The organism is Acinetobacter sp. NRRL B-65365, from assembly GCF_001605865.1.
GTDB lineage: Bacteria > Pseudomonadota > Gammaproteobacteria > Pseudomonadales > Moraxellaceae > Acinetobacter > Acinetobacter vivianii.
Genome location: NZ_LRPD01000004.1, coordinates 42,089 through 54,535, shown reverse-complemented (window position 1 = coordinate 54,535; position 12,447 = coordinate 42,089). Strand labels below are relative to the sequence as shown.

General features: G+C 40.6%; 13 protein-coding genes. 9 read left to right on the top strand and 4 right to left on the bottom strand.

The window, feature by feature from the left end; all coding sequences use genetic code 11:
* The first annotated feature begins 1 nt into the window (after window position 1).
* The 3 genes from AWW72_RS02575 to AWW72_RS02565 all read left to right on the top strand — a co-directional run bounded on the left by AWW72_RS02575 (window position 2) and on the right by AWW72_RS02565 (window position 3,484).
* Window positions 2-700 carry a fumarylacetoacetate hydrolase family protein gene (locus AWW72_RS02575; RefSeq protein ID WP_004773265.1) on the top strand — a complete coding sequence of 233 codons (699 nt, stop codon included), beginning with the start codon at window positions 2-4 and terminating at the stop codon, window positions 698-700.
* 107 nt (window positions 701-807) lie between these two features.
* On the top strand, window positions 808-2,151 hold the full coding sequence (locus AWW72_RS02570; protein WP_062846414.1) for an MFS transporter: 1,344 nt from the start codon (window positions 808-810) through the stop codon (window positions 2,149-2,151).
* A gap of 64 nt (window positions 2,152-2,215) precedes the next feature.
* Window positions 2,216-3,484, top strand: a complete 1,269-nt coding sequence (locus tag AWW72_RS02565; RefSeq protein WP_502686072.1) for an OprD family outer membrane porin — start codon at window positions 2,216-2,218, stop codon at window positions 3,482-3,484.
* Window positions 3,485-3,703: 219 nt separating this feature from the next.
* On the opposite strand, the gene AWW72_RS02560 is transcribed toward AWW72_RS02565, so the two are convergent.
* Together AWW72_RS02560 and AWW72_RS02555 are read right to left on the bottom strand one after the other, a co-directional pair.
* A complete protein-coding gene (locus AWW72_RS02560; RefSeq protein WP_062846342.1) occupies window positions 3,704-4,111 on the bottom strand; it encodes a hypothetical protein in 408 nt (135 codons plus the stop codon).
* Between the two features lie 57 nt (window positions 4,112-4,168).
* On the bottom strand, window positions 4,169-5,860 hold the full coding sequence (locus AWW72_RS02555; RefSeq protein ID WP_062846341.1) for an amidase: 1,692 nt from the start codon (window positions 5,858-5,860) through the stop codon (window positions 4,169-4,171).
* A gap of 309 nt (window positions 5,861-6,169) precedes the next feature.
* Here AWW72_RS02555 and AWW72_RS02550 point away from each other — a divergent pair, with 309 nt between their 5' ends.
* The 6 genes from AWW72_RS02550 (at window position 6,170) to AWW72_RS02525 (ending at window position 9,673) form a co-directional block, all read left to right on the top strand.
* A complete protein-coding gene (locus AWW72_RS02550) occupies window positions 6,170-6,697 on the top strand; it encodes a PadR family transcriptional regulator (protein WP_062846340.1) in 528 nt (175 codons plus the stop codon).
* Between the two features lie 146 nt (window positions 6,698-6,843).
* Entirely contained in the window at window positions 6,844-7,146 is a 303-nt protein-coding gene (locus AWW72_RS02545) for a DUF3861 domain-containing protein (protein WP_004773258.1), read from the top strand.
* A gap of 31 nt (window positions 7,147-7,177) precedes the next feature.
* Window positions 7,178-7,438 (top strand): DUF2798 domain-containing protein, encoded by a 261-nt coding sequence (locus AWW72_RS02540; protein ID WP_249409140.1) that lies wholly within the window; start codon window positions 7,178-7,180, stop codon window positions 7,436-7,438.
* Between the two features lie 139 nt (window positions 7,439-7,577).
* Window positions 7,578-8,525, top strand: a complete 948-nt coding sequence (locus AWW72_RS02535; protein ID WP_062846339.1) for a pirin family protein — start codon at window positions 7,578-7,580, stop codon at window positions 8,523-8,525.
* Window positions 8,522-8,920 carry an OsmC family protein gene (locus tag AWW72_RS02530; RefSeq protein WP_062846338.1) on the top strand — a complete coding sequence of 133 codons (399 nt, stop codon included), beginning with the start codon at window positions 8,522-8,524 and terminating at the stop codon, window positions 8,918-8,920. The genes AWW72_RS02535 and AWW72_RS02530 overlap by 4 nt, the downstream gene beginning before the upstream one ends.
* A gap of 99 nt (window positions 8,921-9,019) precedes the next feature.
* Window positions 9,020-9,673, top strand: coding sequence for a glutathione S-transferase family protein (locus AWW72_RS02525; RefSeq protein ID WP_062846337.1), 654 nt, complete (start codon window positions 9,020-9,022; stop codon window positions 9,671-9,673).
* A 53-nt stretch (window positions 9,674-9,726) separates the two neighbouring features.
* Here the strand turns inward: AWW72_RS02525 and AWW72_RS02520 are convergent, their stop codons facing one another.
* Together AWW72_RS02520 and argS are read right to left on the bottom strand one after the other, a co-directional pair.
* The gene (locus tag AWW72_RS02520; protein ID WP_062846336.1) at window positions 9,727-10,335 is read right to left on the bottom strand and encodes an SPOR domain-containing protein; all 609 of its coding nucleotides are present in this window, start codon (window positions 10,333-10,335) and stop codon (window positions 9,727-9,729) included.
* A 195-nt stretch (window positions 10,336-10,530) separates the two neighbouring features.
* Complete coding sequence (argS, locus tag AWW72_RS02515; protein WP_062846335.1) at window positions 10,531-12,321, bottom strand: arginine--tRNA ligase; 1,791 nt, start codon at window positions 12,319-12,321, stop codon at window positions 10,531-10,533.
* Window positions 12,322-12,447: the final 126 nt, after the last annotated feature.

Here is a 12,447-nt window from a genome sequence, read left to right as displayed (position 1 = left end):
CATGTCATTTATTTTCCAGCCAATGACACCAGCGGGCCTATTTATTCATGGCTCAGAACTGCAATTTCCCGTACGTCGTGTTTACTGTGTGGGCCGTAATTATGCAGCACATGCGCGTGAAATGGGCTTTGATCATCGTGATCCTCCCTTCTTTTTCTGTAAGCCAAATGATCTGGAATCCATTGTACCTGTTCAACAGGAAGCGGTAGATATTCCATATCCAACTGAAACGTCTAACTATCACTATGAAATTGAGCTTGTGGTTGCGATTGGACAAGATGCCAAGAATGTCTCGGTAGAGGATGCAGCACAATATATTTATGGCTACGCAGTAGGCTTGGACATGACGCGCCGTGATTTGCAAATGAATATGCGTGAACAGGGACGACCATGGGAAGTTGGAAAGGCTTTTGATTTTTCTGCACCGATTGGCCCAATTCATCCAATTTCGGAAGTCGGTGAACTCAATCAGGCGGATATTCATTTAACCGTCAACGGTAAAACTGAACAGCGTAGTGATATTAGTCATTTGATTTGGTCTGTTTCTGAAACCATTGCCAACCTGTCAACTTTATTTGAACTTAAAGCAGGTGATTTGATTTTTACAGGGACACCTGAAGGCGTAGGTGCTGTGGTGCGTGGTGATGTGATGCGTGCCGAAATTACAGGACTGACGGGGATCACGGTAAACGTCAAGTAATCGCCCCAGTTTGAGGAGATAACCAGATGTTCAGATTAAAGAATAAATAAAACTGGACATCTTCGCTAAGGATTGCAAGTGCCATGGTATTGGCAAAAGGAGTAAATATGTCTAGGCAAAGCATGGATGTACAACATTTTATTGATGAAATGCCGTTATCAACCCTACAGGAACTCATTACCTGTTTATGCTTTCTCATTGTTGCAATTGATGGTTTTGATACCGCAGCAGTAGGTTTTATTGCGCCGGCATTAAAGGCAGAGTGGGGATTGCAAACCACTGAACTCGCGCCGTTATTTGGCGCAGGTTTATTTGGACTGATGGCGGGGGCACTTATTTTTGGCCCTTTATCTGACAAATTAGGACGTAAACCGATTTTGATTGGTTCGGTGATCATGTTTGGTTGTGCCAGTATTTTTGCAGCCTTTTCATCTGACCTTCAAACGCTGATTATTTGGCGATTTGTGACTGGATTAGGCCTAGGGGGAGCGCTGCCGAATGCGATTACCTTAACCTCAGAATATGCGCCTACTTCTCGCCGTTCTAATTTGGTCACCATGATGTTTTGTGGATTTACGATTGGTTCAGCACTGGGCGGGATTTTTTCTGCTCAACTTTTACCGCAGATGGGTTGGCAGGGCATTTTATTGATCGGGGGCTTTGCGCCGTTATGTATGGTTCCATTTTTGTATTTTCTATTACCTGAATCGCTTCGCTTTTTAGTTTTGAAAAAGAAAAGTATAAAGAAAATTGAAAGTATCATGCACCGTATTGCGCCGCACGCCAGCAACCTTCCAGCTCTAGTAGCCCCTGTAAATGAAGTAGAAAAGTCGAGTTTAAAAGACTTGTTCGGTAAAGGTCTGGCTTTGGGCACTTTTCTGATTTGGTTCACCTTTTTTATGAGCTTGCTGATTATTTATATGATCTCAAGTTGGATGCCAACTTTACTGACCAATGCAGGTTTTAATTTGTCTCATGCATCGTGGCTCACTTCTATCTTTCAGGTGGGTGGAACCATAGGAGCCATCGTATTGGGCTTACTCATGGATAAGTCTGATGCTACCAGAATCCTCAGCAGTGCTTATGTTTTAGGCGGGATGTTCCTCATCTGTTTAGGTTTTGGGATTGAACATGCGAATACCTTGTTATTGATGCTTGCCATGTTTGGGGTGGGCGTAGGGATTAGTGGTTCACAAGTGGGTGCGAATGCTTTTTCATCTGGTTTTTATCCAACCCATTGCCGTGCTACAGGGGTAAGTTGGGCCAATGCGGCTGGACGGGCAGGCTCTGTCGTCGGATCAATCATGGGGGGCTGGTTAATGTCATTGGATCTATCCAGTTTTACGATTTTGAGCCTTCTTGCGATCCCTGCATTTTGTGCCGCTATCTCAATGCTATTGATTAAACGCCTTAAAAAAGACCAGCCTAAGACTGTAGCGGCTTTAGGCTAAGGTCAAATAATCACCCTAAAAATAAATTGCTGTCTCAAAGGATGATACAGCGTCTTTGCTATGGATGACCTATCTTATGTACACGTTAAAAAGACATACGCTAACGTTTGGTTTATGCACATTGATTTCTGGTGTAAGCCCGACATTGTGGGCTTTTGATCCAAATCAGCCTATTCAGGATGAATGGAAATTTACTTTAAAGAATGCGCTGATCAATCGAGATTATCAGAATCCAGAGGTCAAAGATTTTGGAAGCTGGTCACAAGGAGCTTCATTGTTTTATACCTCAAATTTGCGCGATACCCCTTTACATATTTTAGATCAGCCGATTCGGATTGGTGCTGATGCTTCGGTTCAATATGCTGTCCGTTTAAGTGCTGATAAGCATGTCTCTGATACGGTTTTACCTTTTGATAGACAAACCCAGTCGCAGGCAAGTGACTATCTAAAATATGGAGCGACTTTAAAACTTGCTTATGACAAAACGCTGCTGAGTGTGGGTGAATTATGGCTAGATTTGCCCGTAACCACTTCAGATGCTAGCCGTCAGTTAATTACGTCTTACTGGGGAACAAATTTAAAGTCGCAGCTTTCTGATCAGTTGTATGCTGAAATTGGACGGGTAGAAAAAGTTTCTCCACGTAATGAAGAGGACTTTCGCCGCTTCTCCTTTACCTCGAATGGTCAAACTGAATACTCTGATGGCTTGAATTATCTTGATCTGCGTTATCAGTTCACACCTAGCCTAAAAGGGGAGTACTATTTTGGAAATCTGGAAGATTTATATAACAAACACTATGTTGGTCTAGAGCATATATGGAAACAGCCAAGTTTTTCGCTTAATTCCAAGCTTAAATATTTTAATGCCAAAAATGATGGCAATCACTTCAAGATTGATGCCCAAAATCTTGGGTTGCTGGAAATGCTAAAAGTGAATAACCAGAGCTTTGGTGTGGGTTACCAGCAAATTATTGGTGAATCAGCTTATCCTTTGCCTGATGGTTTTTTGCCTGAACTGTATTTTATCAACTGGAATACTACTGGATTCTTTAAAAAGGATGAAAAATCATATCATGTGATGTACGGTTATGATTTTAAAGATTATGTTCCGGGTCTGAATGCTTTAGTGAAGTTTGTGTATGGACATGACTTTAAAACTGCCAATGGTGAAAAAAACCATGAAACTGAATCAAATGTTATTTTAAATTATGCATTTCAACAGCCCTCTTTAAAAGGCTTTGCACTTCAGTACTTACGTATTGATTATGATGTAAAACATGGAAATGACTTTAGTGAAAATCGTTTTTTTGTGAACTATACAAAGCGGTTTTAATCGATATGTATGGTGTTAAAAGAGTGCTTATGCACTCTTTTTTATGACTTAACTTTTCTAAATCTCTATTTTTGAAATAAATAATTTAATATCAAAATCTTATGATATTTATTAATATACAGAAATTAAGCAATATGAGAAAAATAAAGATTAAACATAGATCCGATCTTCACGACAGCGAACGTGATCTCCAAGAGAGAGAACATCACTGTCTTCTATCTATTGATTACAAAAGTTAATATTTTCTATGTCTTTGATTAAAATATCTGTATCTTCGATTTGAAAATTTTGTGCAAAATTAGTGGCTATCCCATTGGAATCTACGAAAAAAATAGCATCTTTAAATATGATTTTTGCTCTAGGATCCCCACGATAAATATGTGTAGTTGGATGAATTAACTTTATAAACTGATTTTTTTTGATCGTCCCTTTGCAAAATGCATAGTCTTCAAAATTTCCTTCTGGCCTATTGGTCGAAAAACGCATATAAAAAGGAATGTAGTAAATAATTCCTGATTCTTGTTCAGATATTTGATTTGAATGTGTTTTTGTTGAAATGAAAATATCTCCCATAGCAAGAGTAGATATATGATATAAGCAAATAAAAATAAAAGTTTTTTTGAGCATAAAATATATTCTAAAGATTGGGTAGAGTATTCATAAAAATATTCTACCCTATTTCAATTAATGTACTAATTCAGGCGTATGGATTGGTGCTTGTCGAATATGCGCGTATTGTTGCCAAGCATAAGCTATTTTAAACAATACTGGCTCATTAAATTCTCTCCCTAAGATTTCCATTCCGACTGGAAGTTTGATATTGGAATCACTTTGATTAACCATTGCAGCAGGTAAATTCATCGCTGGAAATCCAGAAAAAGGGCTGAGGCGGTTATTTGTGCCTGCATTAGGCGTACCACCCACTACGGATGGTAAACCTTGCATGGTTGGATATAGCAAAACATCGTATCCTTGCCCTTTAGCCGTGCCATCGGTGCTTAAATTATTCAATGCATTATTCAAACGAGTTCTTACATAATTAGGTCGCTCGTAAGCATTTAATTGATATGCTGCTTGCATCGCTGATGACGTTAAGTCGATGTTGTAAATACCAAAATTACTACGTGCCTCACCGCTAGCTAAAATTTCATCATAGCTGAGATAATGATGATCTTTAGCATTTGACCAAGACTGTAAGTATGTCGTTAAACTGGACTTGAATTGAAATGCAGACATACTGGTGTATTTGGTTAAAATAGTTGATAAATCATCGATAGTTACATCTTCAACGATGGCACCCGCAGCTTTTAATTGAGAAATGGCACTTTCCATTGCCTGATTTACTATTTTTGCTTCATCTGTATCTGCGGAGCTAAAAAGTGCTCTTACCACCCCAATTCTTGCTCCTCTCAGTCCATTTGTATCCAAGCTAACCTTATAGTCATTTGGAACATTGGTCATGAATTGATAAGCCGTGGCATTTCCAATATTTATCGCATCAATATCGATACTGGTACGTTGATTCGAAGATCCATATGCATCATAACCGACCATACTATTCATCAAGAGTGCACAATCTTCGACATTACGACACATTGGGCCAGCCGTATCCTGAAATGGAGATAATGGAATGATGCCACTTTGGCTAATCAACCTCAGGCTTGGTCTTAAGCCATATAATGCCTCTACAGAGGAAGGGATACGAATAGATCCTCCTGTATCAGTACCAATGCCCACCATGGCTAAGCTTGCTGCAATTGCTGCACCTGTTCCAGAAGATGAGCCACCAGGACCTTTTGCTAAATCATATGCATTTTTAACTTGACCACCATTCGGATGAGTTCCATCTCCTTGATAACTAAATGCAAATTCATCTAAATTAGCCTTACCAATAATAATTGCTCCGGCTTGCTTAATATTGTTGATGATAAATGCATTTTGCTCAGGTTGGCTGTTCATCAATGCCTTAGAGCCTGCACTTGTAGGCATATCCGACGTATCAATATTATCTTTAGGTAAGACGGTTACACAGTGTAATGGCCCTATTAATTTTTTATTTATTTTAAAATATTCATCTAATTTATCAGCTTCAGCTAAAGCCTGCGCATTTATTGTGATGATGCTATTTAAAGTAGGTCCTTGTTTATCATATGCATTTATACGATCTAAATAACCTTGTACAACCTGATGACAAGTTGTTCCACCGTCTAAAATTGCAGTTTGCATTTGAGCAATTGTTCCCTCAACAAAGTTAAATTTCGTTATGGTTGGGGTGGGAGTACTTGTATCTTGATGGTCAGAATCGTCATCGCACCCAGTTAATAAGCTGATACTAACTAAAAGTGTGGCTAGATATTTTGATTTAAAATCATTCATTTGAGTGCCTTTGAAACCTAACTTTACATTGGTTACAATTAGCAATGTTTATGCCAATTGCTTCTAATCAAAAATAGTTGCTCGGTTTCTATGCAAAACAAGTTGATTGTTTTGTTGATAGTTCGTGCCAGTAAAAAGAGTGCTTATGCACTCTTTTTTATGACTTAATTTTTCTAAATCTCTATTTTTAAAATAAATAACTCATTCAATATCAGAATCTTAAAATTTAAAGATATATCTTAACTTGTTTTAAGATAAATTAAGATATATCTTAATATTTATAATTTGAGCAATACGAGAAAAATAAAGATGAAACAGGCATCCGATCATCACGAAGGCGAACGTGATCTCCAGCATAGAGAACATCACCGTTCTGGTCGTCGTGGGCGTCTATTTGAATCTGGCAGAATGAAACTGTTGGTGCTGCATCTCATTCAGCAAAGCCCAAAGCATGGTTATGAAATTATTAAAGAAATTAGTGATCTGGTCGGTGATGGCTATTCACCCAGTGCAGGCACGATTTATCCAACCTTGACTGCATTGGAAGAAATGAATTGCATCTCATTACTCGATGCTGAACGTAAGCAATATCAAGTCACCGAATATGGCGAAACTTATCTAAAAGAACAGCAAGAGATGCTGCTGGCGCTCCTGCAAAAATTACACTTGAGACGTGAAATTCATAATAATGATCAACTGATTGATATCCATCGTGCTATGGAGAACCTTAAAACCGCATTGCGTTTAAAGCTGAATGTTGCGGATTTAAAGCCTGAACAGATTCATCAAATTGCAGAACACATTGATCAGGCCGCGATTGCCATTGGGCGGTTATAAGGCGGGAGCGAAAGCTGTTAGCGCGTCAGCAGAAAATCAAAAGGGCGCAATTGCTGTATTCATTAGAAATTGTATTTAACCAAGATCAAGTTGACCTGATGCAGGTCGGAATTAAAGAGAGTGCTTAAGCATTCTGGAGCATAGCGATGAAACAACATCAATATCATGTGACAGTCCAACACTTAAAAGATAATAAAGGGCAAGCCTCAACCTATACCGAACGTCTGGAATTCTATACAGGCAATCATGATGACATTTTCGAGATTGTTGAGCGTTTAAAGAAGGGCGAGTTCTTTGATGATCAAACCACTAAGTCATTTGCAGTTGGCTTAAAACTGTTTAGTGAAGTCATGCTGGAACATCGGGATCATCCACTATTTGAAGATTTCTGGCCGCACTTTGGTCAATTTATGAAGAACCTAAAACAGCAAGTGAAAAATTCAGCATGAATATTTCCAGCTTTGAATTGAGTCTGATCTATTGAAAACGTCCAAACCATTCATCCGTAAATTACCTGCTCAATATGCGGCATGGATTATCCCGCTCATCTTGTCTTGCCTGATGAGTGGCACTTTATCTTTTGCAAATCTGTTGATGAACCTCGGTTTTTCAACAGCATTGATCAATCAATGGCTGAGCACATGGATGGTTTCATGGGTGATTGCCTATCCGCTGGTTTTGATTTTCTTGCCTTTGGTGAGACGATTGACCAGGCTGATTGTGGAAATGCCCCCTCATTAATACTTGAATGAAAGGGCGGTGGGATTGTCTCATGGATGGCACTCTGCGTATTACCAAAAGACTATATTGAATGAGGTGGGTGTTGTTAAGATCAATAAAACAACTCATTGCAATAGCATAGGTAAAAGAGAGCAAAATCATGAGCAATAATAATGACTACGATATTTCTGACTCAAAAGACTGCGAAACGTATATCAATCAATTTATTCAGGAATTTACCATTCGCTCAGCGGAAATTGGCAAAGGAACTGTCATCAAACGTGCGTTACCCAGCCGTCATAAGCGCCTAGTTGGCGCATGGTGTTTCCTTGATCATGCAGGGCCTGTCAGCTTTCCTGCTGGCGATGGGCTTGATGTTGGGCCACATCCACATATTGGTTTACAGACCTTTACCTGGATGATTGAAGGCACCATGATGCATACTGATAGTCTGGGTTCAAAACAGTTGATCCGTCCAAAACAAGTCAACTTGATGACTGCGGGTCGAGGTATTTCGCATACTGAAGTGGCACCTGATAGTGAAACTAAAATGCATGCGGCACAGCTCTGGATTGCCTTGCCAGATGATAAGCTCAATATTGACCCTAAGTTTGAGCATTATCCAGAATTACCTGTGGTCAGCAAAGATCAGGTTGAATTTACGGTATTGGTCGGCGATTTCTTGGAAACAACATCACCTGTTCAAGTGCATACACCGTTGGTCGGTGTTGATTTAACGGCACAAGCCGATACCAAAACCCGTATTCCATTGAATCCAAAGTTTGAATATGCCTTTATGGCTTTGGAAGGTACAGCGCGTGTAAATGGGCATGAACTTACAGCCGATAACATGGTGGTGCTTGAAACTGGATTGACTGAAATTGAGGTTGAGTTAACTCAAGGTCATCGTTTGCTGTTAATTGGCGGTGAACCATTTGAGTCCCCAATCTTGCTGTGGTGGAATTTTGTGGGACGTACCATGCAAGACTTGCAGCAGGCACGCGAAGACTGGATTAATCATGATGCGCGTTTTGGTGAAATTCCGGATTATCAAGGCAAGCGCTTAGAAGCTCCGGTATTACCAGACCAGATGAGGGCTTCAAAATGAGCATCATTGCCAGCAGCAAAGTCCTGACCTTAGCTGAACCTTGGAAAGGTGAGGTGAGTAGCGGTACACATCAGTTCCTCACTGATAAGCCTGAGCAGTTTGGAGGACATGATACAGGTCCTGCGCCGTATGATTTCCTGACTGCGAGTCTGGCCTCATGTACCATGATCACCTTGCGTATGTATGCGCAGCATAAGGAAATCGATCTGGGTGAATTTACTGTCGAGGTTGATTTTCATAGCAATCGCGAGCAGCAGGAGCGTATAGAACGTAGAGTTGTGTTCAAGCAAACTGTTGCACAAGACTTGCAAGAAAAACTTCTCAATGTCTGTAGCAAAACACCAGTAACTAAAACTTTGTTACGTAGTTTAGACATTCATACCATGATTCTTTAAGACTAAAGTGCTATTGTGCTGGGGCAAAACATAATTCTAAGTGCAATTGTGAGAGGGACCTAAAATCGCAATTGCACAGCAAAAAAAGCAGGCACAAAAATGATTACCTTACATTATCTACAATGCTCACGTTCGTTCCGCATCCTGTGGGCATTAGAAGAACTTGGGATTGATTATCAGGTTGAGTATTATCAAAGGTTGCCGAGTTATGGCGCACCTGAGAGCCTCAAGAATATTCATCCTTTAGGTAAAGCCCCGATTTTGGTAGATGATGAAGAGGTGATTGTTGAGTCTGCTGTGATCTTGGATTATTTGCAGCAAGAATATGATTCACAACAGCAATTCAAACCACAATCAGCCAAAGAACAGCGACAATATGCTTACTGGATGCACTATGCAGAAGGCTCTTTAATGCCTTTATTGGTCATGACTTTGGTGATGAATAGTGTCAGCAAACATGTACCTTGGGTGATTCGTCCGATTGCCGAAAAAATTACAGGTGGTGTAAAAGCAGGTTTTGTTCGTCCACGGGTGAAAGAACATATTCTGTACCTTGAGCAATATTTATCAGAACATGATTATTTTGCGGGAGATTTTTCCTTCGCAGATATTCAAATGGCATTTCCATTAATTGCGATTCAAAACCGTTTGCATGGCAAATATCCGAATATTCAGGCCTTCGTACAACGTGTACAGCAACGTTCCGCATTTCAAAAGGCAGAGCAGAAAAGCTTGCATTCGCAGTGTGCCTAAATCTGAACAATAAAAAAGGGAGCAACTCGCTCCCTTTTTTATTAGATATCCAGTTAGTGTTTGATTACGATTGAATCAATGCCACTATGTTGTAATGTTTGTTGAGCTGCAAGCGCCGACTCTTGGCTATCATAAGGGCCAGAGAAAACGCGATACCATGTCTGACCATTTTCAACACTTTTTACCACATCCGCAGACAAGCCATTCAAGATGATTTCTGCACGACGTGCATCGGCACTATCAGGATCAGGATAGCTGCGTACTTGTAAAATGTAGGTTGCGCGTGCTGGTGCAACAGGTTCACTTGGGGTGAGGCCCGCTGGATCTTCTGCTGTGGTGGTTTCAGGTTTTGGTGACTCAATAATCACAACATTACTTTGTTGCTTGGTCTCTGGCACCGCCTGTTCAGGGATTGGTGTGACTTGCTGCTGAGGGAGCAAATCATAGAAACGGTAGTCTTTATTGGTATTTTCTTCTTGGTAATGCTCGGAAGTAACCTGATTTTTGGTTGGGACAGGTTGCCAAGGCTGCCAAAGCATCAGCATGACAGCTGCACATAGGATCGCAAGAATAGCGACAAGCATTCCTAACCACTTCGGAATGAGCGGTTTTTTAGGCTTGTTTGGTCGTTCAGATACACCACGTTGCGTTTTTCCAAACACCGGAAATTCCTCTTGATCCTATTCGTTTATTTGTAACTTGAATTTACTTAAAAACAAAGCATTATGTTTAAAAATAATGCTTTGTTTACCATATTGTTTAACAATGATGGCTTAAGTTTACATGGCTTTAAGCTTTGCTGATTAAGGTTCACCTCAGGTATAGCCTGGCCATGTTTGAAGCTTCGCTTCACTTTATTACATGGCTTCAGGAGCGGATACACCGAGCAATTCTAAGCCATTGCGTAACACTTGCTGTACGTTGATTGAAAGTAATAAACGCGCTTGTGTCAGTGCAACATCATCGCCCAATACTTTATGTTCATTGTACCAAGCATGGAACAGGGCAGCTAACTCTTTGAGGTAGTTACCAATCTGATGCGGTTCATAGGCATTGGCTGCACGTACCAGAATATCTGGATAAGCGGCAAGTTTAGACAAGATCTCGGTTTCAGCATCGAGTTCTAAACGGTTGGCATGTTCGCGTGCTGCTGTTAGGTCTAAATTAAGACCCGTTGTCGCTGCTTTTTCTAACATACGGCAAATACGTGCATGCGCATATTGGATGTAATACACCGCATTGTCTTTGCTTTGAGAAACTGCAAGATCAAGGTCAAAGTCGATGTGCTGTTCAGACTTACGCATCACATAGTAGAAACGGGCAGCATCGTTACCCACTTCCTTACGCAAGTCACGTAAAGTCACGAACTGACCTGAACGAGATGACATTTGCACCATCTCACCGCCACGCCATAGGCTCACGAACTGAACCAAAAGTACAGTTAGTTTCTTCGAGTCATAACCCATTGCATCAATGGCAGCTTTTACACGTGAAATATAACCGTGGTGGTCTGAGCCCCAGATATCAATCAGGTCAGTATAGCCACGTTGTAACTTATTCAGATGGTAAGCAATGTCAGATGCGAAGTAAGTGGTTTGACCATTACGACGTTTTACAACACGGTCTTTTTCATCACCAAATTCAGTTGATTTAAACCAGATGTTGCCATCTTTTTCGTAGAGGTAACCACGTTGATCTAGCGTTTCAAGTGCTTCATCAATCTTGTCAGTTAATGAATCTTCGCTGAACCATTTGTCGAAGGTTACACCAAAATCAGCAAGGTCATCTTTAATATCATCCAGAATGGCATGTAAAGCTGCCTGATGGAACACGCGATAAGCTGCGCCCAAGTGTTGTTGCGAGTTCGCAATCAAACCATCAATGTGCTTTTCTTTATCGCCTGAAAGCACAACTTTATTGCCTTCAGCATCAAGCTCTTCAGCATATTGCACATCTTCTGGTACATCTTTATAGATGTCAGCAACAGCACGAACGTGCGCATCGCCATCTTTATCAATAATTTCTTGTGCGATTTCTTTAACGTAGTCGCCTTGATAAGCATTTTTAGGGAAAACCAGTGTTTGCCCAGTCAATTCTAAATAACGTAAATAAGTTGAAGTCGCCAAGATATCCATCTGACGGCCAGCATCGTTGACATAGTATTCACGATCAACTTTTGCACCTGTTGCTTCGAGTAAGTTCGCAACGGTCATGCCATACGCTGCACCACGGCCATGACCGACATGCAGGCTAGAAGTTGGGTTTGCAGAAACGAATTCGACCTGAATTTTTTTAGTCGCATTGGCTTGGCTGCGACCATATTCATTTTTTTGTGCCTGAATCTGGTCGAGCACTGCATAACGTTGGTCTGCATTTAAAAAGAAGTTAATAAAACCAGGACCTGCAATTTCTGCTTTGGTAATGTCAGCGACTTCTGGAAGTGCTGCCAGAATTTTTTCAGCAAGATCACGTGGTTTCATGCCTGCGGCTTTAGAACCAATCATGGCAATATTTGAAGCAAAGTCTCCGTGACTTCGGTCTTTGGTACGGGTTAAATGGCTCGTGTTGGTCCAATCTGAAGGGAGTACACCTTGCTGTTGCAGGGTTTGTACCGCATGATCAAGAGCTGCTTGTATTGCCGTATTCATAGTTACCGAAAATAAATGTCGCGGAAAAACGTCAAATATAGCAAACTTTGCAGGCTTAAGGGGAGAGTGATTTAGCTGGAATTCACATATTCCAGTAAATCTTTTGTCAGTTCTTGTTTTTGTAGT